The organism is Streptomyces katrae (assembly GCF_000966975.1).
GTDB lineage: Bacteria > Actinomycetota > Actinomycetes > Streptomycetales > Streptomycetaceae > Streptomyces > Streptomyces katrae.
This window is the reverse complement of the sequence record NZ_JZWV01000130.1, coordinates 1-22,744: the sequence shown is the minus strand read 5'-3', so window position 1 is coordinate 22,744 and position 22,744 is coordinate 1. Positions and strand designations below refer to the sequence as shown.

Below are 22,744 nucleotides of genomic sequence, written 5' to 3'. Positions count from 1 at the left end.
TCGAACCAGGCCGCCGCCCCGCCCGCCGCGGCCAGCGCCACCTCGGACACGTTGCCCTGGCCCAGCCCCCAGCTGTCCACCGTCGAGACGCCCAGGGGGCCGCCCGCGTGCGCCGCGAGCCACGGCGCGAGCTCGCCCGCGCCCAGCACCGAGCCGTCCAGCTCCACTCCCGCCGCCGGAGCCGGCGCCTCCTCCTGGTCCGCGCCCGGGTCCACGGCCAGCAGCCGCTCGCGCAGCGAGGCGTTGCGGATCTCCAGCACGTCCAGCACGCCCGTGACCGCCGAGCGGTCGTAGGGGGCGCGCGCCAGGTCGGCCGGGGTCTTGGGCAGCTCCACGTCCTTGACCATCTCGGTCAGGACCCGGTTGAGCTTCACCGCCTCCAGGTGGTCGCGGAAGTTCTGCCCGGCCTTGCCCTTGACCTCCTCGGCCCGCTCCACCAGCTCCGCGAACGAACCGAACTGGTTGATCCACTTCGCGGCCGTCTTCTCGCCGACGCCCGGGATGCCCGGCAGGTTGTCCGACGGGTCACCGCGCAGCGCCGCGAAGTCCGGGTACTGCCGCGGGGTGAGCCCGTACTTCTCCACGACCTTCTCCGGCGTGAACCGGGTCAGCTCCGAGACGCCCTTCGTCGGGTACAGCACGGTCGTGTGCTCGGAGACCAGCTGGAAGGAGTCCCGGTCACCGGTGACGATCAGCACCTCGAAACCGAGGGCCTCCGCCTGCGTCGCCAGCGTCGCGATCACGTCGTCGGCCTCGAAGCCGTCGACCGCGAACCGCGGCACCTTCATCGCGTCGAGGAGCTCGCCGATCAGCTCGACCTGCCCCTTGAACTCGTCCGGGGTCTTCGAACGGTTCGCCTTGTACTCCGGGAACTCCGTCGAACGCCAGGTCTTGCGGGACACGTCGAACGCCACCGCGAAATGCGTGGGCGCCTCGTCACGCAGCGTGTTCGCCAGCATCGACGCGAAGCCGTAGATGGCATTGGTCGGCTGGCCCGTCGCCGTCGTGAAGTTCTCCGCGGGCAGCGCGAAGAACGCCCGGTACGCCAGGGAGTGCCCGTCCATGAGCATCAGGCGCGGGCGGCCCGCTGCGGTCGTCTGCTCGGTCTTCTTCGATGCTGTCTCTGCCACGCCCCCGATCCTAGGCGCCCCCACCGACAAATCCGCCGTCGGCGATGTCGGCGGAGCGTGACAGGATCGGGGGGTACGAGAAAACTGCTCGAAGGGGAGCGACATGGCCACCAAGCCGCCCGCAGGTGATCCGGTACAGGACGCGCCGCACGTCGGACCCCCTGCGCACGCCGCGGCCGGCCTGCCCGCCATCGGCCACACCCTCAAGATCGCCAACGAGCAGATGGGACCGGTCCGCACCGCGCGGACCCTCCTCAAGGTCAACCAGAAGAACGGCTTCGACTGCCCCGGCTGCGCCTGGCCCGAGGGAGACAAGCGCCACACCGCCGAATTCTGCGAGAACGGCGCCAAGGCCGTCGCCGAAGAGGCCACCCTGCGCCGCGTCACCCCCGCCTTCTTCGCCGAGCACCCCCTCGCCGAGCTCGCCGGCCGCTCCGGCTACTGGCTCGGCCAGCAGGGCCGCATCACCCACCCCATGTACCTGCCCGAAGGCGGCGACCGCTACGAGCCCGTCAGCTGGAAGCGGGCCTTCGAGATCATCGCCGAGGAGCTGAAGGCCCTCTCCTCCCCCGACGAGGCCGTCTTCTACACCTCCGGCCGCACCAGCAACGAGGCCGCGTTCCTCTTCCAGCTCTTCGCCCGCGAGTTCGGCACCAACAACCTGCCGGACTGCTCCAACATGTGCCACGAGTCCTCCGGCTCCGCCCTCAGCGAGACCATCGGCATCGGCAAGGGCAGCGTCTCCCTCGAAGACCTCCACCAGGCCGACCTGATCATCGTCGCCGGACAGAACCCGGGCACCAACCACCCGCGCATGCTCTCCGCCCTGGAGAAGGCCAAGAACGCCGGCGCGAAGATCATCTCGGTGAACCCGCTGCCCGAAGCCGGCATGGAGCGGTTCAAGAACCCCCAGACCCCCCTGGGCATGGTCAAGGGCACCCCCCTCAACGACCTCTTCCTCCAGATCCGCATCGGCGGCGACCAGGCCCTCTTCCGCCTCCTCAACAAGCTCGTCATCGAAGCGGACGGCGCCCTCGACGAGGACTTCATCCGCGAGCACACCCACGGCTACGACGAGTTCGCCGCGGCCGCCAAGGAAGCCGACTGGGACGAGACCCTCAAGGCCACCGGCCTGACCCGCCCCGAGATCGAACGCGCCCTCGCGATGATCCTCGCCTCCAAGCGCACCATCGCCTGCTGGGCCATGGGCCTGACCCAGCACAAGCACGCCGTCGCCACCATCCGCGAGGTCGTCAACCTCCTCCTGCTCCGCGGCGACATCGGCCGCCCCGGCGCCGGCGTCTGCCCCGTCCGCGGCCACTCCAACGTCCAGGGCGACCGCACCATGGGCATCTTCGAACGCCCCGCCCCCGCCTTCCTCGACGCCCTCGACCGCGAGTTCTCCATCACCTCACCGCGCGCCCACGGCTACGACGTCGTCCGCGCCATCGAAGCCCTCCGCGACGGCAAGGCCAAGGTCTTCTTCGCCATGGGCGGCAACTTCGTCGGCGCCACCCCCGACACCGAGGTCACCGAGGCCGCCATGCGGAACGCCTCCCTGACCGTCCACGTCTCCACCAAGCTCAACCGCTCCCACGCGGTCACCGGCCGGCGCGCCCTGATCCTGCCCACCCTCGGCCGCACCGACAAGGACGTCCAGGCGAGCGGCAAGCAGTTCGTCACCGTCGAGGACTCCATGGGCATGGTCCACGCCTCCCGCGGCAACCTCGCCCCCGCCTCCCCCCACCTGCTCTCCGAGCCCGCCATCGTCGCCCGCATGGCCCGCGCCGTCCTCGGCACCGCCTCCAAGACCCCCTGGGAGGACTTCGAAGCCGACTACGCCGCCATCCGCGACCGCATCTCCCGCGTCGTCCCCGGCTTCGAGGACTTCAACGCCCGCGTCGCCCGCCCCGGCGGCTTCCGGCTCCCCCACGCCCCCCGCGACGAACGCCGCTTCCCCACCAGGACCGGCAAGGCCAACTTCACCGCCGCCCCCGTCGAATACCCCGAGGTCCCCGCCGGCCGACTGCTCCTGCAGACCCTGCGCAGCCACGACCAGTACAACACCACCATCTACGGCCTCGACGACCGCTACCGCGGCATCACCGGCGGCCGCCGCGTGGTCATGGTCCACCCCGACGACGCCGCCGAGCTCGGCCTCGCCGACGGCTCCTACACCGACCTGATCAGCGAATGGAAGGACGGGGTCGAACGCCGCGCCCCCGGCTTCCGCGTCGTCCACTACCCCACCGCCCGAGGCTGCGCCGCCGCCTACTACCCCGAGACCAACGTCCTGGTCCCCCTGGGCTCCACCGCCGACACCAGCAACACCCCCGCCAGCAAGTCCGTCGTCGTGCGCTTCGAACCGGCCTGATAGAACGACCCCAGACAGCTGGTTAACGATCGTTGACGAACGGAGCAGGCCCATGGCCGACGAGCAGCAGCACGCCGTGAAGTTCCCCCAGGAAGTCCTCGACGAGTACGCGTCCCTGGGCATAGACCTGCCCGCCCTGTTCTCCGCGGGCGCCCTCGGCGAACGCATGGAGATCAGGATCCTGGAGGCCTCCGCCGACCGCGTCGTCGCCACGATGCCGGTCAAGGGCAACACCCAGCCCTACGGACTCCTGCACGGCGGCGCCTCCGCCGTCCTCGCCGAGACCCTCGGCTCGGTCGGCGCCATGCTCCACGGCGGCAGCAGGAAGATCGCCGTCGGTGTCGACCTCAACTGCACCCACCACCGCGGCGCGCGCGACGGGATCGTCACCGGCACCGCCACCCCCGTCCACCGCGGCCGCTCCACCGCCACGTACGAGATCGTCATCACCGACGAACAGGACCGCCGCGTCTGCACCGCCCGCCTCACCTGCCTCCTGCGCGAAACGGAGTCCTGAGCCCCGCTTCCGGCAGCCGTCACGGACCCTTAACAACAGGGCCGAGACGGGCAGTTGTGCGGCACACGGCGCCGGTCTAGCGTTCCCGCATGGGAACCGGACCGGCGCCGCGGCGCATCACGGCCACCCCCGGCGGCCCCCGGTGAGCGGCGGGGGCACCGGCGGGGGCATAGGCCCCCTGGAGCCCGGCGAGGGCACCTGGGACCGGGAGGGCTCGCGCCCGGAGCCCCGTACCCCCCTCCCACCCGGCTGGAGCGAGCGCCCGCGCGCCTTCTACGCCCGCCACCGCCGCGCCGTCCTCACGGCCGCCTCGCTCGCCGTCCTGGCCGCCGCGGCCCTGCGGATCCACGCCACCCGCCCCGAGCCCCCGCCGGTGCCGCCGCCGTCCGCCCCCTCCCAGACCCTCTCGCTGACCTACGGCGAACCGGTGGAGCCGGCGCCCGACGGCGCCGCCTTCGCGTTCACTGTCCGTGTGCGGACCTCGGCCGGGCCGCCGGTCACGGTGGAGCGGATCGGGCAGCCGTCACCGGCCCTGACCGTGACGATCAAGCCACGCCTCCCGGCCGCGGTCGCCGCCGGAGAAGTCCGCGAGCTCCTCGTACTGATCCACACAAAAGATTGCGTGCATGTAGCACGGAATTCCGGACTCCCATTCCTGGAAGTAACCCTGAGTAATGGAATCCAGAAAGAGGATCACAGTTACATCCCCGGTGACCGATATGCCAGGGATCTTTCCGTGGCACTGACCAGGGCGTGTCCCGAAGACCGAGACGAACCCACGCCGAGCCCGTCATGACCAAAAACCCCTAGAGTCCTGGCGTGGTCAGGACCCAAACCCACGCATGGTCCTGCCCCATCTCAACATCCGGACAAGACGAACCGGCCTGAATTCCCCCGTTCCACCCGCACACATCCGCTATGTATTACGCCGTGGCATAACAAGAGAGTCACATCATTGGCCTCAGCCCTCCATATCCACCGATGAGCCGCCTAGAGTCACGGCCAGTTACCGCGACCGCCGGATTTCCTCAGTTCGGTTCCCCGCGTTCGACTCGACGCGTCCCACGGGGGACGCGGCGCCAGGAAAGGACTGAACGTTGCGTTCTCGTCAGCTCATCGCCGTGACCGCCGCCCTCGCCGCGGGCGCTCTCACCCTCACCGCCTGCGGCTCGCGCAACGACAGCGGCGGCTCCGCCGGTGGCGACAGCGGCAACACCACCGTCGTCATCGGCGTCGACGCCCCGCTGACGGGCGACCTCTCCGCCCTCGGCCTCGGCATCAAGAACTCCGCCGACCTCGCCGCCAAGCAGGCCAACGAGAAGAAGTACGTCAAGGGCGTCACCTTCAAGATCGAAGCCCTCGACGACCAGGCCCAGGCCTCCTCCGGCCAGCAGAACGCCACCAAGCTCACCGCCGACAAGAACGTCCTCGGCGTCGTCGGCCCCCTCAACTCCTCCGTCTCCGAAGCCATGCAGAAGGTCTTCGACGACGCCAAGCTCACCCAGATCTCCCCGGCCAACACCAGCCCCTCCCTGACCCAGGGCCCCAAGTGGGCCGAAGGCCAGAAGGCCCGCACCTACAAGAGCTACTTCCGCACCGCCACCACGGACGCCATCCAGGGCCCCTACGCGGCGCAGTACCTCTTCAACAAGGCCGGCAAGAAGAAGGTCTTCATCATCGACGACAAGAAGACCTACGGCGCCGGCCTCGCCGGAACCTTCAAGGGCGAGTTCACCAAGCTCGGCGGCCAGGTCGTCGGCGAGGGCCACATCGACCCCGAGTCCAAGGACTTCTCCGCCATCGTCACCCAGGTCAAGTCCTCGGGCGCCGACGTCGTCTACTACGGCGGCGAATACCCCGCGGCCGGCCCCCTCAGCAAGCAGATCAAGGCCTCCGGCACCAACATCCCGCTCGTCGGCGGCGACGGCATGAAGGACAAGAAGTACGTCGAACTCGCCGGCCCCCAGGCCCAGGGCGACCTCTGCACCTCCGTCGGCGCCCCCGTCGAGAGCCTCCCCTCCGCCAAGGAGTTCATCGACAACTACAAGAAGGCCGGCTACAAGGACGACTACTCCGCCTACGGCGGCTACTCCTACGACTCCGCCTGGGCCGTCATCGAAGCCGTCAAGAAGGTCGTCGACGCCAACAACGGCAAGCTCCCCTCGGACGCCCGCGCCAAGGTCCTCGAAGCCGTCCAGGGCGTCAACTTCGACGGCGTGACCGGCAAGGTCTCCTTCGACGAGTTCGGCGACGCCACCAACAAGCAGCTGACCGTCTACAAGGTCGACGGCGACGACTTCAAGACCGTCGAGTCCGGCACCCTCGCCGGCTGACCTGCCACACCCCACCCCTCTCACCTGCCGCGCGGGGCGCCGCACCACAGCGCCCCGCGCGGTGTCACATCCGTCGAAAGACTCGGAGGACCTGCGGTGCACGAACTGCCGCAACAGCTGGTCAACGGCCTGCTACTGGGATCCATGTACGGGCTCGTCGCCATCGGCTACACGATGGTCTATGGCATCGTCCAGCTCATCAACTTCGCCCACGGCGAGATCTTCATGACCGGCGGATTCGGAGCCCTCACCGTCTGGCTGATGCTCCCCGGCGGCACCACCATGTGGATCGCCCTGCCGCTCATGCTCATAGGCGCCGTCATCGTCGCCACCCTCATCGCCGTCGGAGCCGAACGCTTCGCCTACCGGCCCCTGCGCAGCGCACCCCGCCTCGCGCCGCTCATCACCGCCATCGGCCTCTCCATCGTCCTCCAGCAGGTCGTATGGGCCTGGTTCCCCGACGCGAAGTCCTCCGTAAAGTTCCCCGAACTCCCCGGCGGCCCCTTCCACATCGGCAGCATCACCATCCAGACCGGCGACGTCTTCCTCCTCATCGCCGCCCCCATCTCCATGGCCTTCCTCGGCTTCTTCGTCAAGAAGACCCGCACCGGCCGCGGCATGCAGGCCACCGCCCAGGACCCCGACACCGCCAAGCTCATGGGCATCAACACCGACCGCATCATCACGATCGCGTTCGCCCTCGGCGCCGCCTTCGCCGCCATCGGAGCCGTCGCCTACGGCCTCAAGTACGGCGAAGTCAACTACCGCATGGGCTTCATCCTCGGCCTCAAGGCCTTCACCGCCGCCGTCCTCGGCGGCATCGGGAACATCTACGGCGCCATGATCGGCGGCCTGGTCCTCGGCCTCGCCGAGACCCTCACCACCGCATACATCGCCGACGTACCCGGCATGCAGCAGCTCGGCGGACAGTCCTGGGGCAACACCTGGGCGTTCGTCCTCCTCATCCTCGTGCTCCTCTTCCGGCCCCAGGGCCTGATGGGCGAGCGCGTTGCGGACAGGGCGTGAGAACCATGACGACAACCACCACAGACACCGCACCCCAGGCCATCGCCACCCGCGAGAACCGCATCCCCGAGCAGGCCGCCCGAGCCATGGCAACAGCCGGCGGCGCCCTCACCGTCGTCTCCTGCTTCCTCGCCTGGACCTGGACCTCCGCCTTCCCCGGCGACCTCACCGTCTACGGCTACCCCGGCGGCCTCCAGTGGCTCGTCCTCGTCGGCGGCGCCCTCACCACCCTCTTCGGCCTCTCCTCCTACGGAATCAAGGGCCTCCGCTGGCTCACCCCCGCAGGCGCCGACGCCGCCATCAAACTCTCCGCCCTCGCCGCCCTGTACACCACGCTGTACACCGTCAAGGCGATCTCCACCGCCCTCGGCGGACTCGTCAACCTCGAACCCGGCGGCTTCATCGTCCTCATCGCCTCCGTCATCGCCTACCTCGGCGCCCGCTCCCTCCCCTTCGAGCGGCCCGAACTCGACGAGGCAGACCCCGAAGACTCCTGGTGGGACCGCTACAAGCTCGGCTACCGCAACCGCTGGGCCGTCACCAAGGCAGCCCACGCCAGCGGCACGCCCAAGCCGGCCCGCGCCCTCCCGGCCTCCGTCGAGATCCTCATCATCGCCGCCGTCCTCGCCGTCGGCCTCGGCGTCTTCACCTACGGCGTCACCACCCCCTACCAGGAACTCTTCATCGGCTTCCTGATCACCGCAGGCTTCGGCTTCGCCGCCCTCCAGAAGGCCGGCCTCGTCGCCCGCTTCACCGCACTCACCGCCAAGCACCGCAACGTCGCCCTCGTCGGCGCCTTCGTCGCGGCCGCGGCCTTCCCCCTCACCCAGACCGACGACCAGTACGCCACCCTCGGCGTCAACATCCTCATCTTCGCCACCGTCGCCCTCGGCCTGAACATCGTCGTCGGCCTCACCGGCCTCCTCGACCTCGGCTACGTCGCCTTCCTCGGCGTCGGCGCCTACACCGCCGCCCTGGTCTCCGGCTCCCCGAACTCCCCCTTCGGCGTCCACCTCCCCTTCTGGGCCGCCATCATCCTCGGCGCCGCCGCATCCATGGTCTTCGGCGTCCTCATCGGCGCCCCCACCCTGCGACTGCGCGGCGACTACCTCGCCATCGTCACCCTCGGCTTCGGAGAGATCTTCCGCATCTCGATGAACAACCTCGACGGCGTCTCCGGCCCCGACCTCACCAACGGCCCCAACGGCGTCGCCGGCGTCCCCAACGTCAACCTCTTCGGATTCGACTTCGGCGCCAACCACGTCTTCCTCGGCTTCACCATCGGCCGCTTCGCCAACTACTTCCTGCTGATGCTCCTGGTCACCCTCATCGTGATCATGGTCTTCCGCCGCAGCGCCGAATCCCGCATCGGCCGCGCCTGGGTCGCCATCCGCGAAGACGAGACCGCCGCCGAAGCCATGGGCATCAACGGCTTCCGCGTCAAGCTCATCGCCTTCGCCCTCGGCGCCACCCTCGCCGGCCTCGCCGGCGCCGTACAGGCCCACGTCAACTACACCGTCACCCCGGACCAGTACGTCTTCGCCAACGCCGTCCCCCCGAACTCCGCCTTCCTCCTCGCGGCAGTCGTCCTCGGCGGCATGGGCACCATCTCCGGCCCCCTCGTCGGCGGCGCCCTCCTCTTCATGATCCCCAACAAGCTCCAGTTCCTGGGCGAATACCAGCTCCTCGTCTTCGGCATCGCGCTCGTCGTCCTCATGCGCCTGCGCCCCGAAGGCCTCATCCCCAACCGCCGCAACCAGCTTGAGCTCCACAAGGACCTCGAAGCGCCGGCAGTCCTCAGCAAGGCAGGGGCCTGACCATGACGACCACCACCGAAACGGTCCTCGACGCCCGCGGCGTCACCATGCGCTTCGGCGGCCTCACCGCCGTCAAGAACGTCGACCTCACCGTCAACAGCGGCGAGATCGTCGGCCTCATCGGCCCCAACGGCGCCGGCAAGACCACCTTCTTCAACTGCCTCACCGGCCTCTACATCCCCACCGAAGGCGAAGTCCGCTACAAGGGCACCGTCCTGCCCCCCAAGTCCTTCAAGGTCACCGCGGCCGGCATCGCCCGCACCTTCCAGAACATCCGTCTCTTCAACAACATGACGGTCCTGGAAAACGTCCTCGTCGGACGCCACACCCGCACCAAGGAAGGCCTCTGGTCGGCCCTCCTGCGCCTCCCCAGCTTCGGCAAGGAGGAGCAGGCCAGCCGCGAAAAGGCCATGGAGCTGCTGGAGTTCATCGGCCTCGACCACAAGGCCGAACACCTCGCCCGCAACCTCCCCTACGGCGAACAGCGCAAGCTCGAAATCGCCCGCGCCCTCGCCAGCGACCCCGGCCTCATCCTCCTGGACGAGCCCACCGCCGGCATGAACCCCCAGGAAACCCGCGCCGCCGAAGAACTCATCTTCGCCATCCGGGACAAGGGCATCGCCGTCCTCGTCATCGAGCACGACATGCGCTTCATCTTCAACCTCTGCGACCGCGTCGCCTGCCTCGTCCAGGGCGAAAAGCTCATCGAAGGCACCGCCGGCGAAGTCCAGAGCGACGAACGCGTCGTCGCCGCCTACCTCGGCGAACCCTTCGAAGGCGCCCCCGGCGCCGACGAGGTCGCCGAGGTCGAGGCCGCCGAGGCCCACGCCGAAGAGGCCCCCGCCGAAGAGGCCCCCGCCGAGGAAGCCCAGGCCGAGGCCGCCGAAGCCGAGGCCGCCGAAGCCGAAGCGGAAGCCGAGACCGACGCCGACGCCGAGACCGACGCCGACACCGAGCCGGAAACCCCGGCCGAGGACGACACCGCCCCCGCCGCGGACAGCACCACCAGCACCACCACGGACGGAGAAGCCAAGTGACCGCACTCCTGGAGGTCGAAGACCTCCGCGTCGCCTACGGCAAGATCGAAGCCGTCAAAGGCATCTCCTTCACCGTCGAAGAAGGCCAGATCGTCACCCTCATCGGGACGAACGGCGCCGGCAAGACGACCACCCTGCGCACCCTCTCCGGACTGATCAAGCCCAAGGGCGGCCAGATCAAGTTCCAGGGCAAGTCCCTCAAGAAGGTCCCCGCACACAGCATCGTCTCGCTCGGCCTCGCCCACTCCCCCGAAGGCCGGCACATCTTCCCCCGCATGAGCATCGAGGACAACCTCCTCCTCGGCGCCTTCCTCCGCAGCGACAAGGAAGGCATCCAGAAGGACGTCCAGCGCGCCTACGACCTCTTCCCCATCCTGGGAGAACGCCGCAAGCAGGCCGCCGGCACCCTCTCCGGCGGCGAACAGCAGATGCTCGCCATGGGCCGCGCCCTCATGTCCCAGCCCAAGCTGCTCATGCTGGACGAGCCCTCCATGGGCCTCTCCCCGCTCATGATGCAGAAGATCATGGCGACCGTCGCCGAGCTCAAGGCCTCGGGCACCACCATCCTGCTCGTCGAGCAGAACGCCCAGGCCGCGCTCTCCCTGGCCGACCAGGGCCACGTCATGGAGATCGGCAAGATCGTCCTGACCGGCCCCGGCCGCGAGCTCCTCGTCAACGAGGACGTCCGCAAGGCGTACCTCGGCGAGGACTGACCCGCCGCCTGAAAAACACGTGAGGCCCGCCTCCCCCCTCGGGGGGAGGCGGGCCTCACGCACGCCCCGGACTGCTTGGGACTACTTGCCGGCGGCGTTCTGCTTCTTCTCCTCGGCGTCCTCGATGACCGCCTCGGCGACCTGCTGCATCGACATGCGGCGGTCCATCGACGTCTTCTGGATCCACCGGAACGCGGCCGGCTCCGTCAGCCCGTACTGGGTCTGCAGGATGCTCTTCGCCCGGTCCACCAGCTTCCGGGTCTCCAGGCGCGCCGAGAGGTCCGCGACCTCCTTCTCCAGCGCCTTCAGCTCCGCGAACCGCGACACCGCCATCTCGATGGCCGGCACCACGTCGCTCTTGCTGAACGGCTTCACCAGGTACGCCATGGCCCCGGCGTCCCTCGCCCGCTCCACCAGCTCGCGCTGCGAGAACGCGGTGAGCATCAGGACCGGGGCGATGGACTCCCCGGCGATCTTCTCGGCGGCGGAGATCCCGTCCAGGACGGGCATCTTCACGTCGAGGATGACGAGGTCGGGGCGGTGCTCACGCGCCAGCTCGACGGCCGTCTGCCCGTCGCCGGCCTCGCCGACCACGGAGTAGCCCTCCTCTTCGAGCATCTCTTTGAGATCGAGACGGATGAGCGCCTCGTCCTCGGCGATGACGACGCGGGTCGTCAGCGGCGGAACGTGCGACTGGTCGGCGTCGGGCGTGGGCGTCGACTCGTGCTCGGCGGTCACGGAGGCTCCCTGTTGCAAGGTGATTCAGCTCCCCTGAGCCTACCTAGCTCCTGTATGTTTGTGACACGGAGGGTCTTCGGTATCCTTCGTTTCGAAGGGGCCCCGGTAGCCCAGCGGTAGAGGCGATGGATTCAAAACCCATTCAGCGTCGGTTCGAATCCGACCCGGGGTACTTCTCCTTCAATTCCAAGGTCGTGCGATATTCGCGCGACCTTCACCCGTTTTAGGGATGCCGACGCAATTGCCGCACGTGGGCGAATTGCGGACGCCAGTGTCGATCGCGTGTACGACATCGCCACACGCAAGCGCGCACTAGCTCTACTCGACGACGGACGCAGTCTGAACTCTGTCAGCAAGGAAACCGGGATATCCCGGGCAGCCCTCCGCTCCTGGCGAACCCGCATCCAGCCGCTCCCCCGCCTCAACCAATCAGCACCCTGTTCCGGCCCTGCCGATGAGACTGCCTACGCATACCTGCTCGGCCTCTATCTCGGCGACGGCTGCATCAGCGACCACCCACGCGGCGGGCATCACCTCCGCATCTTTTGCGACAACGCCTGGCCCGGCCTCATCCAGCAGTGCCGCGCCGCCATCCTGGCGGTGCGGCCGACGGACAAGGTCTACGTGCTGCAGCGCGAGGGCTGCGTTGCCGTCACCAGCTACGGGCGCCACTGGACGTGCTTGTTCCCACAGCACGCGCCCGGGAAGAAGCACGACCGCCAGATCGCCCTCGAACCCTGGCAGCAGGAGATCGTGGACGCTCACCCGTGGGAGTTCATCCGGGGGCTCATCCACTCCGACGGATGTCGGATCACCAACTGGACGGTCCGGAACGGGAAACGCTACGAGTACCCTCGCTACTTCTTCACCAACAAGTCCGACGACATCCGGCGGCTCTGCACGGACACCCTCGCCAAGGTCGGTGTCCAGTGGACGGTGCTCGCGCGGGGCAGTGACCCCTTCAACGTATCCATCGCCCGGAAGGAATCCGTCGCCCTCATGGACGCCCACGTCGGGCCGAAGTACTGACCGCGCTCAGCGGTCCAGGGCGTAGACCGTGCAGGGGCGGTCCAGGACCGTGTCCTCGCGGAGGGGGGTGAAGCCCAGGCGGGCCGCGACGGCGGTGGAGCCGGTGTTGCCGTGGTGGATCATGGCGGTGATCCGGTCGAGGCCGAGGGGGCCGAAGCCCCAGTCCAGTACCGCGCGGGCCGCTTCGGTGGCGTAGCCGTGGCCCCAGTGGGGGCGGGCGAAGGTCCAGCCGATTTCGGTTTCCTGGAACTGTTCCCACCAGTTGAGGCCGCAGCGGCCGATGGTTTCGCCGGTGGTGCGGAGTTCGACGGCGCAGAGGCCGTGGCCGCGTTCGGTCCACTGTTGCTGTATGTCGTGGAGGCGGGTGGTGGCCTGGGCGTGGGTGTAGTGGCCGACGTAGCGGCCGACTTCTTCGTCGGCGTGGAGGTGGACCCACCAGTCGGCGTCGTTGGTGGTGAGGGGGCGGAGTCGGAGGCGGTCGGTGGTGAGCACTCGTGGTTCCTTGGGGCGGGGGGTGTGGGTGGTTGAAATCTAGCCTTGAGTCTCCAGTGGGTGGAGACCTCAGGGTGGGGGCATGGACGGCGCGGTGGAGTGGTTTTCGATCGGGGAGCTGGCCCGGAGGTCCGGGTTGGCGGTGCGGACCATTCGGTTCTATTCCGATGAGGGGCTTGTCGTGCCGGCCGGTCGTAGTGGTGCCGGGTACCGGTTGTACGACGTCGGGGCGCTGGTGCGCCTGGAGTTGGTGCGGACGTTGCGGGAGCTGGGTGTGGATCTGCCCAGTGTGCGGCGGGTGCTGGATCGGGAATTGTCGGTGGCTGAGGTGGCTGCTGTGCATGCCGATGCGGTGGAGGCGCAGATCCGGGTGTTGCGGTTGCGTCGGGCGGTGTTGCGGTTGGTGGCCGAGCGTGGGTCCAGTGCTGAGGAGGTTCGGTTGATGCATGAGGTGACGCGGTTGTCGGCGCAGGAGCGTCGGCGGTTGGTGGAGCAGTTGGTGGAGGGGGCGGAGGAGTCGGTGGCGGCGATGGTGCGGGTGGCTGCGCCGGATCTGCCGGATGATCCGTCGGCGGAGCAGGTGGCGGCGTGGGTGGAGTTGGTGGGGTTGATGGGTGATGAGGGGTTCGGTGAGGTGTTCCGGGCGGGGCCTGGGGTGGAGGGGCCGGTGGATGCGCGGGTGGAGCGGTATTGGCGGTTGGTGTGGGCGGTGAACGGGTGGGAGGTGGTGCCGGGGTGGGTGCCCTAGGTTGGGGTGGTCGCTGTTGGGATGAAGGGTGCTGTGGTGAGTGAGAAGGCTCGGATTCTGTTCGATGCGTTGGATCTGAACCATGACGGTGAGCTGACGCGGCTGGAGGTGATTTCGGCTCTGCGGTCGAAGGGGCCGACGTTGGCGGCGCGGGGGGTTCTGCCGTTCTGGGGCGTGGGGGACGCGGATGCGTCGTCGGCGTTGTTCGATGCGGCGGACAAGAACGGTGATCAGGTGTTGAGTTTCGAGGAGTTCGAGGCGGAGGTGGACCGGCGGTTCGGCTGGTAAGGGGGGTTTGCCCCACCTGGTGTCGGGTGGGTGGCGGGATGTCGTCGGGGGCCGGTCCCCGGTGATCGTTGGGTGCGGCGCGCGTACGGGTGCCGGTTCGGCGGTTTCCGGGGAGGGTCCATGGGTGGGCGGCGGATGGTGGCTGCGGTGGCGGTCGGGGTTCTGGCGCTGGGGGTGGTGGCGCAGCCGGTGGCGTTCGCGGCCGGTCGGCCGGATTCCGTTCAGCGGGGTCTGGACGGGCTGGTGCGGGCGGGTGGGGTTCCGGGTGCGCTGGCGACCGTGACGGAGGGGGACGGGCGTTCGCGGGTCTATACCGCTGGGGTGGGTGATTTCGCGACGGGTGCGGCGGTGCCTCGGGACGGGCAGGTGCGGATCGGGAGCAATACGAAGGTGTTCACGGCCGTGGTGCTGTTGCAGCTGGTGGGTGAGGGGCGGCTGGGGCTGGACGATCTGGTGGAGGAGCACCTGCCGGGGGTGGTGCGCGGGGAGGGTTTCGACGGTCGGAAGATCACCGTGCGGCAGTTGCTCCAGCACACGAGCGGGATCCCGGACTATGAGGCGGAGGTCGGGGAGGCGATCGAGCGGGGGCGGTACGTGGAGCCGCGGGAGGTGCTGGAGATCGCGTTCCGGCATCCGGCGACGTCGTCGGACGGGAAGACGTTCCACTACAGCAACACGAACTACGTGCTGGCCGGTCTGATCGTGGAGAAGGTGGCGCGGCGGCCGCTCGCGGAGGAGATCGACCGGCGGGTGGTGAAGCGGTTGGGGTTGCGGCACACGTATTTCCCGGCGCCTCGTGACCGGGGTATCCGGGAGGCGCATCCGCACGGTTACCACCAGGACGTGGTGGGCGGGCCGCTGCGGGACGTGACGGTGATCGATCCGTCGGCGGCGTGGGCGGCGGGTCAGATGGTGTCGACGAATTCGGATATGAACCGGTTCTTCTCGGCGTTGCTGGGGGGTCGTCTGTTGCGGGACGAGCAGTTGCGGGCGATGCGGACGACGGTGCCGGTGGTGAAGGGTTCGGATGTGGGGTATGGGCTGGGGCTGATGCGGCGGCCTCTGTCGTGTGGCGGGGTGTACTGGGGGCACGGGGGTGACATCACGGGGTTCGAGACCCGTGGTGGGGTGGGGCCGGATGGGCGTGCGGTGAGTGTGGCGGTGACGGCGGATCCGGTGGACTACGGGGTGACGGAGCGGTTGGAGGGGTTGGTGGACCGGGCTCTGTGCCGTTGAGGTGAGGTGCGGGAAGACGGGAACACCGCCGGGCCCCCGAGGGGGTGCGGCGGTGTTCGTATGCGTGTGTCAGTGGACGGGGTCGCCGATGTGGTGGATGCGGACGAGGTTGGTCTTGCCGCTGACGCCGGGGGGTGAGCCGGCGGTGATGACGACGATGTCGCCCCTCTGGCAGCGGCCGATGCGCAGGAGTTCTTCTTCGACCTGGGCGACCATGGCGTCGGTGGAGTCGACGTGGGGGCCGAGGAAGGTTTCGACGCCCCAGGTGAGGTTGAGCTGGGAGCGGGTGGCGGGGTCGGGGGTGAAGGCGAGGAGCGGGATGGGTGAGCGGTAGCGGGAGAGGCGGCGGACGGTGTCTCCGCTCTGGGTGAAGGCGACGAGGTATTTGGCGTCGAGGAAGTCGCCCATTTCGGCGGCGGCGCGGGCGACGGCTCCGCCTTGGGTGCGGGGTTTGTTGCGGTCGGTGAGGGGCGGGAGGCCCTTGGCGAGGATGTCTTCTTCGGCGGCGGCGACGATGCGGGCCATGGTGCGGACGGTTTCGACGGGGTGTTTGCCGACGCTGGTTTCGCCGGAGAGCATGACGGCGTCGGTGCCGTCGATGACGGCGTTGGCGACGTCGGAGGCTTCGGCGCGGGTGGGCCGGCTGTTGTCGATCATGGAGTCGAGCATCTGGGTGGCGACGATGACCGGTTTGGCGTTGCGCTTGGCGAGTTTGATGGCGCGCTTCTGGACGATGGGGACTTGCTCCAGGGGCATTTCGACGCCGAGGTCGCCGCGGGCGACCATGATGCCGTCGAAGGCGGCGACGATGTCGTCGATGTTCTCGACGGCCTGGGGTTTTTCGATTTTCGCGATGACGGGGAGGCGGCGGTCTTCCTCGTCCATGATGCGGTGGACGTCTTCGATGTCGCGGCCGGTGCGGACGAAGGAGAGGGCGATGACGTCGACGCCGGTGCGCAGGGCCCAGCGGAGGTCTTCGATGTCCTTGTCGGAGAGGGCGGGGACGGAGACGGCGACGCCGGGGAGGTTGAGGCCTTTGTGGTCGGAGACCATGCCGCCTTCGATGACGCGGGTGTGGACGCGGGGGCCTTCGACGGCGGTGACTTCGAGGGTGACGCGGCCGTCGTCGACGAGGATGCGTTCGCCGGTGGTGACGTCGTGGGCGAGGCCCTTGTAGGTGGTGCCGCAGGTGTGGCGGTCGCCCGGGTGGTCTTCGGTGGTGATGGTGAACTCGTCTCCGCGTTCAAGGAGTACGGGTCCTTCGTGGAAGCGGCCGAGGCGGATCTTCGGGCCTTGAAGGTCGGCGAGGATGCCGACGCTGCGGCCGGTTTCGTCGGAGGCCTTGCGTACGCGCTGGTAGCGCTCCTCGTGTTCGGCGTAGGTGCCGTGGCTGAGGTTGAGGCGGGCGATGTCCATTCCGGCTTCGACCAGGGCTTTGATCTGGTCGTAGGAGTCGGTGGCGGGGCCCAGGGTACATACGATTTTCGCTCGGCGCATGGGGCGAGGGTATGCCCTACCGGGGGGTAGGACATGAGATGGGCGTGTCTGCTCAACAACCTTTGGGCAAAGGGTTGTTGACATTTGTTGAATGTGCGTGGGGGTGCTCCGATGAGCACCCCCACGGGGTCACCGCTTCGGTGTTTTGTACGGGTTTCAGAGCTGGGGCGGGGTCATGGTGAAGCGGGCGTTCACCTGGGCGTGGACGGTCTGCCGCTGGGGTTCGAGGTCGAGGGGCGGGGCGCCGCCGTCCTCGGTGCCGGCGAAGGTCAGGGAGCGGTGGATGCCGGCGGGGGCGGCCATGGCGAGGGGGGCGGCGTTCTCGGCGCCGAGGTCGGCGAGTTCGACGAGGGCGGCGAGGTCGGCGCCGAGGGCGTGGGCGTATTCGCGGGCGCGCTGGACGGCTTCGAGGACGGCCTGGCGGCGGGCTTCGCCGTGGGCGGGTGAGGTGGGGCGCAGGGCCCACCAGGGGCCGTCGACGCGGGTGAGTTCGAGGTCGGCGAGGCGGGTGGTGAGTTCGCCGAGGGCGGTGAAGTCGTTCAGTTCGGCGGTGATGTGGACGGTGCCGTGGTAGGCGCGGATGCGTTCGCCTCGGCCGTGGCGGGTGGGTTCGGGGGTGATGGAGAAGGCGCCGGTTTCGAGTTTTTCGACGGGGTCGCCGTAGCTCTTGACGAGGTCGAGGACGGTGTTGTTGCGGCGGGTGAGGTCTTCGAGGGCGGTGCGGCGGTCGGTGCCGCGGGCGGTGACGGTGATGCCGATGCGGGCGATTTCGGGGTCGACTTCGAGGCGGGCTTCGCCGCGGACGGCGACGCGGGGTACTTCGGGGGTGCCGTAGGGCTGGTGGGCGGTGGGCGGGGTGTGCGTGGCGTCCTGGGTCATGGTTTCACTGTCGCACCGTCGCCCGTACGGGTCTGGTCATCGGATCGAAACCTGGGTGGGGTGTTGCGGCTTGTTACCCATCGGTCAGAATCTACGCGCGTTGTCCACGCGTTTTGACGCTGTACTGACACACGCCTGACCAGGGGAGAGTGACATGGGGTTCGACCGTAGGACGTTCATGGGGGCTTCGGCCGCGACGGGTGCCGCCGTGGCGCTGGCGGGGGCTTCGGCCGCGCCGGCCGCTGCCGCGCCGGCTGCCGCCGCCGCGCCGTCGGGGAAGCAGCGGACGTACTCGTTCACCGTGATGGGGACGACCGACCTGCACGGGAACGTCTTCAACTGGGACTACTTCACGGACAAGGAGTTCGACGACAAGGCGCACAACGACATCGGTCTGGCGAAGATCTCGACGCTGGTGAACCAGGTGCGCGCGGAGAAGGGGCGGTGCAACACCCTCCTGATCGACGCGGGTGACACCATCCAGGGCACGCAGCTGGCGTACTACTACGCCAAGGTGGACCCGATCACGGCGCGCCGGGGTCCGGTGCACCCGATGGCCCAGGCGATGAACGCGATCGGCTACGACGCGGCGGCGATCGGGAACCACGAGTTCAACTACGGCATCCCGGTGCTGCGGAAGTTCGAGGAGCAGTGTCACTTCCCGCTGCTGGGGGCGAACGCGCTGGACGCGAAGACGCTGAAGCCGGCGTTCGCGCCGTACAGCATGCACCGGCTGCGGACCCCGCACGGGCGGGACGTGAAGGTGGCGGTGCTGGGGCTGACGAACCCGGGGATCGCGATCTGGGACAAGGCGAACGTGCAGGGGAAGATGACGTTCCCGGGGCTGGAGGAGCAGGCGGCGAAGTACGTGCCGCGGCTGCGCTCGATGGGTGCGGACGTGGTGATCGTTTCGGCGCACTCGGGGTCGAGCGGTACCTCCTCGTACGGTGACCAGCTGCCGTACATCGAGAACGCGGCCGGTCTGGTGGCGGAGCAGGTGCCGGGGATCGACGCGATCCTGGTGGGTCACGCGCACACGGAGATCCCGGAGTACCGGGTGAAGAACAAGGCGACCGGCAAGGACGTGGTGCTGTCGGAGCCGCTGAAGTGGGGGCAGCGGCTGACGCTGTTCGACTTCGAGCTGGCGTGGGAGCGGGGCCGCTGGTCGGTGTCGAAGGTGTCGGCGAAGGTGCTGAACTCGAACACGGCCGCCGAGGACCCGAAGATCACCGGTCTGCTGGCGGACGAGCACCGCAAGGTGGTGGCGTACGTCAACCAGGTGATCGGTACGTCGAAGCTGGCGATGAGTTCGGCGGAGGGTCCGGTGAAGGACGTGCCGATCATCGACCTGATCAGCCATGTGCAGGCGGAGACGGTCAAGGCTGCGCTGGCGGGTACGGAGTGGGCGGCGCTGCCGGTGCTGTCGCAGGCTTCGTGCTTCTCGCGGACGGCGGCGATCCCGGCCGGGCAGGTGACGATCAAGGACGCGGCGGGTCTGTACCCGTTCGAGAACACCCTGGAGGCTCGTCTGCTGACGGGTGCGCAGCTGAAGGACTACCTGGAGTACTCGGCGAAGTACTACGTCCAGACGGCGCCGGGTGACGTGGTGGACCCGGCGAAGCTGACGAACGCGGAGTCGACCCCGGACTACAACTACGACGCGCTGTACGGGCTGTCGTACGACATCGACATCGCGCAGCCGAAGGGTTCGCGGATCTCGAACCTGTCGTTCCAGGGGAAGCCGGTGGATCCGGCGGCGCGGTTCGTGCTGGCGGTGAACAACTACCGGGCTTCGGGTGGCGGCAACTTCCCGCACGTGCCGCAGGCGAAGCAGCTGTGGTCGAACTCGGAGGAGATCCGGACGACGATCATCCAGTGGGTGAAGGAGAAGGGGACGATCGATCCGGCGCAGTTCGCTTCGGTGGACTGGAAGCTGACGCGGGCCGGGGTGCCGGTGTTCTCGTAGTTCCGCGCGCGTCTCGCTCCGGGGCCGGGTTCCGCCGTGTGGCGGGCCCGGCCCCGGGTGCGTTCAGGGGTGGTCGACGAGCGGGAGGAGGTCGACGGCGGGGCGGGGGCGGGTGTGTTCGCGCTGTTCGAGGCCGAAGGTGGTGAAGGCGGTGCGGTCGGGCTGGGGGTAGGGGTCCTTGCCGGTGAGGGTGTTGAGGATGGCGGCGCTGCGCCAGGCGGCGAGGCCGAGGTCGGGGGTTCCGACGCCGTGGGTGTGGCGTTCGCCGTTCTGGACGAAGACGGTTCCGCTGACGGAGGGGTCGAGGATCATGCGGTAGCGGTCGTCGATGCGGGGGCGGCCGGAGGAGTCCTTGCGCATGTAGGGGTCGAGGCCGGCGAAGAGCCTGGTCAGGGGGCGTTCCTTGTAGCCGGTGGCGAGGACGACGGCGTCGGTGGTGAGGCGGGAGCGGCTGCCCTGCTGGGTGTGTTCGAGGTGGAGTTCGACCTTGGTGGTGGCGACCCGGCCGGCGGTGCGGACGGTGACTCCGGGGGTGAGGACGGTGTCGGGCCAGCCGCCGTGGAGGGTGCGGCGGTAGAGCTCCTCGTGGATGGCGGCGATGGTGGCGGAGTCGATGCCCTTGTGGAGCTGCCATTGGGCGGGGACGAGGCGGTCGCGGACGGGTTCGGGGAGGGAGTGGAAGTAGCGGGTGTAGTCGGGGGTGAAGTGTTCGAGGCCGAGCTTGGAGTACTCCATGGGGGCGAAGGAGGGGGTGCGGGCGAGCCAGGTGAGGCGTTCGCGGCCGGCGGGGCGGGCGCGCAGGAGGTCGAGGAAGACCTCGGCTCCGGACTGGCCCGAGCCGATGACGGTGACGTGTTCGGCGCCGAGGATGCGGGCGCGGTTGTCGAGGTAGTCGGCGGAGTGGATGACGGGGACGGTAGGGGCTTCGGCGAGGGGGCGCAGGGGTTCGGGGACGTAGGGGGCGGTGCCGATGCCGAGGGCGAGGTTGCGGGTGTAGGTGCGGCCGAGGGCTTCGGCTTCTCCGTCGGGGTCGAGCTGGGTGTAGTCGACTTCGAAGAGGTCGCGTTCGGGGTTCCAGCGGACGGCGTCGACCTGGTGGCCGAAGTGGAGTCCGGGGAGGCGGCCGGCGACCCAGCGGCAGTAGGCGTCGTATTCGGCGCGCTGGATGTGGAACCGCTCGGCGAAGTAGAAGGGGAAGAGGCGTTCCTTGTGCTTGAGGTAGTTGAGGAACGTCCAGGGGCTGGCGGGGTCGGCGAGGGTGACGAGGTCGGCGAGGAAGGGGACCTGGAGGGTGGCGCCGTCGATGAGGAGGCCGGGGTGCCAGCGGAAGTCGCGGCGCTGGTCGTAGAAGGCGGTGGCGAGGCGGTCGGCGCCCTGGGCGGGGAGGCCGTGGCTGAGGGCGGCGAGGGAGAGGTTGAAGGGGCCGATGCCGATTCCGACGAGGTCGTGGGGTGCATCGTGCTGGGCGGTCATCGGTGGGTTCTGCCTTCCAGGTGGGCGATGAGGGTGTCCAGGTCCCCGGTCGTGGTGTGGGGGTTGAGGAGGGTGGCTTTGAGCCAGAGGCGGCCGTCGGCGGTGGCGCGGCCGAGGACGGCGGTGCCGTCGTGGAGGAGGGTGCGGCGCAGGGTGGCGAGCCGGTCGTCGTCCGTGGGGGTGGGTCGGAAGAGGACGGTGGTGATGGTGGGGTGGGCGTGGAGTTCGAAGCCGGGGTGGGCGTCGAGGAGGTCGGCGAGCCGGTGGGCTGCGGCGCAGGTGTGGTCGATGAGGCGGGCGAGGCCGTCGCGGCCGAGTGAGCGCAGGGTGGTGGCGATTTTGAAGGCGTCGGGGCGGCGGGTGGTGCGCAGGGAGCGGCCGAGGAGGTCGGGCAGGCCGGCTTCGGTGTCGTCGGTGGCGTTGAGGTAGTCGGCCTGGTGGGCGAGGGGGGCCAGGAGGCTGGTGTCGGGGACGGCGAGGAGGCCTGCGGCGACGGGTTGCCAGCCGAGTTTGTGGAAGTCGAGGGTGAGGGAGCGGGCGCGGTCGAGGCCGGCGAGTCTGGGGCGGTGGAGGGGGCTGAAGGTGAGGGTTCCGCCGTAGGCGGCGTCGATGTGGAGTTCGGCGCCGTGGTGGTCGCAGAGGTCGGCGAGGGCGGGGAGGGGGTCGATGAGTCCGGCGTCGGTGGTGCCGGCGGTGGCGGTGACGAGGACGGGGCCGGGGGTGCGGGTGAGGGCTGCGTCGAGGGTGGCGGGGTCGAGGGTGCCGGTGGGGGTGGGGAGGATGAGGGTGGGGGGCAGGCCGAGGAGCCAGGCGGCGCGGGGGATGGAGTGGTGGGCGTTGGCGCCGTGGACGACGGTGAGGCGGGGGCCGTGGCGTTCGCGGGCGAGGAGGAGGGCGAGCTGGTTGGCTTCGGTGCCGCGGTGGTGAGGAGGGCGTCGGGGTGGGGGGTGGGGTAGAGCTCGGCGGCGAGGGTGGCGGTGAGGTGTTCTTCGAGGGCGGAGGCGGCGGGGGCCTGGTCCCAGGAGTCGAGGCTGGGGTTGAGGGCGCTGACGGCGAGGTCGGCGGCTGCGGCGACGGCGAGCGGGGGGCAGTGGAGGTGGGCGGCGCAGAGGGGGTCGGCGGGGTCGGCCGCGCCTGCGGTGAGGGTGTGGACGAGGGTGGCGAGTGCTTCGTGGTCGCCGGTGCCGTGGGTGGGGAGGACGTCGCCGAGGGTGGCGCGGACGCGGGCGGCGGTGGTGTGGGGGCCGCCGGCGGGGAGGGGGCCGCGGCGTTCGGCGGCTCCGGTGCGCAGGGCGGTGAGGACGGTGTCGAGGAGGGGCCGCAGTGCGTCGGCGCCGCCCGGTCCGCCGGCGAGCGGGGGCGTGGGCACGGGCGCGGTCATGGAGGGCCTCCGGGGCTCGGCGGGGTGGGGTGCGCGGGCCTGGCGGCTGCTCGGTGGCCGAGGCTGGGCG

General features: G+C 69.3%; 19 protein-coding genes, 1 tRNA gene and 1 pseudogene. 14 read left to right on the top strand and 7 right to left on the bottom strand.

The window, feature by feature from the left end:
* Positions 1-1,130, bottom strand: a 1,130-nt coding sequence (locus VR44_RS07030; protein WP_045946511.1) for a 5'-3' exonuclease, incomplete at its 3' end; no start/stop codon positions are given.
* A gap of 103 nt (positions 1,131-1,233) precedes the next feature.
* Between VR44_RS07030 and VR44_RS07025 the strand changes: the two genes are divergently transcribed.
* From VR44_RS07025 to VR44_RS06995, 8 genes are all read left to right on the top strand, one after another.
* Positions 1,234-3,504, top strand: coding sequence for an FdhF/YdeP family oxidoreductase (locus VR44_RS07025; RefSeq protein WP_045946509.1), 2,271 nt, complete (start codon positions 1,234-1,236; stop codon positions 3,502-3,504).
* A 52-nt stretch (positions 3,505-3,556) separates the two neighbouring features.
* The gene (locus VR44_RS07020) at positions 3,557-4,021 is read left to right on the top strand and encodes a PaaI family thioesterase (protein ID WP_045946508.1); all 465 of its coding nucleotides are present in this window, start codon (positions 3,557-3,559) and stop codon (positions 4,019-4,021) included.
* A gap of 142 nt (positions 4,022-4,163) precedes the next feature.
* On the top strand, positions 4,164-4,817 hold the full coding sequence (locus tag VR44_RS44855; protein WP_157880245.1) for a Tat pathway signal sequence domain protein: 654 nt from the start codon (positions 4,164-4,166) through the stop codon (positions 4,815-4,817).
* A 301-nt stretch (positions 4,818-5,118) separates the two neighbouring features.
* On the top strand, positions 5,119-6,354 hold the full coding sequence (locus VR44_RS07015) for a branched-chain amino acid ABC transporter substrate-binding protein (protein ID WP_045946507.1): 1,236 nt from the start codon (positions 5,119-5,121) through the stop codon (positions 6,352-6,354).
* A 96-nt stretch (positions 6,355-6,450) separates the two neighbouring features.
* A complete protein-coding gene (locus tag VR44_RS07010) occupies positions 6,451-7,380 on the top strand; it encodes a branched-chain amino acid ABC transporter permease (protein ID WP_045946506.1) in 930 nt (309 codons plus the stop codon).
* 5 nt (positions 7,381-7,385) lie between these two features.
* Entirely contained in the window at positions 7,386-9,197 is a 1,812-nt protein-coding gene (locus tag VR44_RS07005; RefSeq protein ID WP_045946505.1) for a branched-chain amino acid ABC transporter permease, read from the top strand.
* Between the two features lie 2 nt (positions 9,198-9,199).
* On the top strand, positions 9,200-10,234 hold the full coding sequence (locus VR44_RS07000; RefSeq protein ID WP_045946504.1) for an ABC transporter ATP-binding protein: 1,035 nt from the start codon (positions 9,200-9,202) through the stop codon (positions 10,232-10,234).
* The gene (locus VR44_RS06995) at positions 10,231-10,947 is read left to right on the top strand and encodes an ABC transporter ATP-binding protein (protein WP_045946503.1); all 717 of its coding nucleotides are present in this window, start codon (positions 10,231-10,233) and stop codon (positions 10,945-10,947) included. Before VR44_RS07000 ends, VR44_RS06995 begins: the two co-directional genes overlap by 4 nt.
* An 81-nt stretch (positions 10,948-11,028) precedes the next feature.
* Here the strand turns inward: VR44_RS06995 and VR44_RS06990 are convergent, their stop codons facing one another.
* The gene (locus VR44_RS06990) at positions 11,029-11,685 is read right to left on the bottom strand and encodes an ANTAR domain-containing response regulator (RefSeq protein WP_045946502.1); all 657 of its coding nucleotides are present in this window, start codon (positions 11,683-11,685) and stop codon (positions 11,029-11,031) included.
* Positions 11,686-11,784: 99 nt separating this feature from the next.
* On the opposite strand from VR44_RS06990, the gene VR44_RS06985 reads away from it, so the two are divergent.
* Together VR44_RS06985 and VR44_RS06980 are read left to right on the top strand one after the other, a co-directional pair.
* Positions 11,785-11,857, top strand: a tRNA-Leu gene (locus tag VR44_RS06985).
* Positions 11,858-11,967: 110 nt separating this feature from the next.
* Positions 11,968-12,714, top strand: a complete 747-nt coding sequence (locus VR44_RS06980) for a helix-turn-helix domain containing protein (protein ID WP_045946501.1) — start codon at positions 11,968-11,970, stop codon at positions 12,712-12,714.
* 6 nt (positions 12,715-12,720) lie between these two features.
* Here the strand turns inward: VR44_RS06980 and VR44_RS06975 are convergent, their stop codons facing one another.
* Positions 12,721-13,206: a GNAT family N-acetyltransferase gene (locus VR44_RS06975; protein ID WP_045946500.1), complete on the bottom strand. Its 486-nt coding sequence runs from the start codon at positions 13,204-13,206 to the stop codon at positions 12,721-12,723.
* 82 nt (positions 13,207-13,288) lie between these two features.
* On the opposite strand from VR44_RS06975, the gene VR44_RS06970 reads away from it, so the two are divergent.
* The 3 genes from VR44_RS06970 to VR44_RS06960 all read left to right on the top strand — a co-directional run bounded on the left by VR44_RS06970 (position 13,289) and on the right by VR44_RS06960 (position 15,478).
* Entirely contained in the window at positions 13,289-13,954 is a 666-nt protein-coding gene (locus tag VR44_RS06970; RefSeq protein WP_045946499.1) for a helix-turn-helix domain-containing protein, read from the top strand.
* Positions 13,955-13,990: 36 nt separating this feature from the next.
* Complete coding sequence (locus VR44_RS06965; RefSeq protein ID WP_045946510.1) at positions 13,991-14,242, top strand: EF-hand domain-containing protein; 252 nt, start codon at positions 13,991-13,993, stop codon at positions 14,240-14,242.
* 135 nt (positions 14,243-14,377) lie between these two features.
* The gene (locus VR44_RS06960; protein WP_052713494.1) at positions 14,378-15,478 is read left to right on the top strand and encodes a serine hydrolase domain-containing protein; all 1,101 of its coding nucleotides are present in this window, start codon (positions 14,378-14,380) and stop codon (positions 15,476-15,478) included.
* Between the two features lie 69 nt (positions 15,479-15,547).
* Here VR44_RS06960 and pyk read toward each other — a convergent pair whose 3' ends face one another.
* Positions 15,548-16,975, bottom strand: a complete 1,428-nt coding sequence (gene pyk / locus VR44_RS06955; protein ID WP_045946497.1) for a pyruvate kinase — start codon at positions 16,973-16,975, stop codon at positions 15,548-15,550.
* 156 nt (positions 16,976-17,131) lie between these two features.
* Complete coding sequence (locus VR44_RS06950) at positions 17,132-17,854, bottom strand: SIMPL domain-containing protein (protein ID WP_045946496.1); 723 nt, start codon at positions 17,852-17,854, stop codon at positions 17,132-17,134.
* A 154-nt stretch (positions 17,855-18,008) separates the two neighbouring features.
* Between VR44_RS06950 and VR44_RS06945 the strand changes: the two genes are divergently transcribed.
* Positions 18,009-19,820 carry a bifunctional metallophosphatase/5'-nucleotidase gene (locus VR44_RS06945; protein ID WP_045946495.1) on the top strand — a complete coding sequence of 604 codons (1,812 nt, stop codon included), beginning with the start codon at positions 18,009-18,011 and terminating at the stop codon, positions 19,818-19,820.
* A 63-nt stretch (positions 19,821-19,883) separates the two neighbouring features.
* On the opposite strand, the gene VR44_RS06940 is transcribed toward VR44_RS06945, so the two are convergent.
* Together VR44_RS06940 and VR44_RS42305 are read right to left on the bottom strand one after the other, a co-directional pair.
* Positions 19,884-21,293, bottom strand: a complete 1,410-nt coding sequence (locus VR44_RS06940) for a lysine N(6)-hydroxylase/L-ornithine N(5)-oxygenase family protein (RefSeq protein ID WP_045946494.1) — start codon at positions 21,291-21,293, stop codon at positions 19,884-19,886.
* A pseudogene (locus tag VR44_RS42305) lies at positions 21,290-22,662 on the bottom strand (pyridoxal phosphate-dependent decarboxylase family protein). Before VR44_RS42305 ends, VR44_RS06940 begins: the two are co-directional and overlap by 4 nt.
* Positions 22,663-22,744 lie beyond the last annotated feature (82 nt).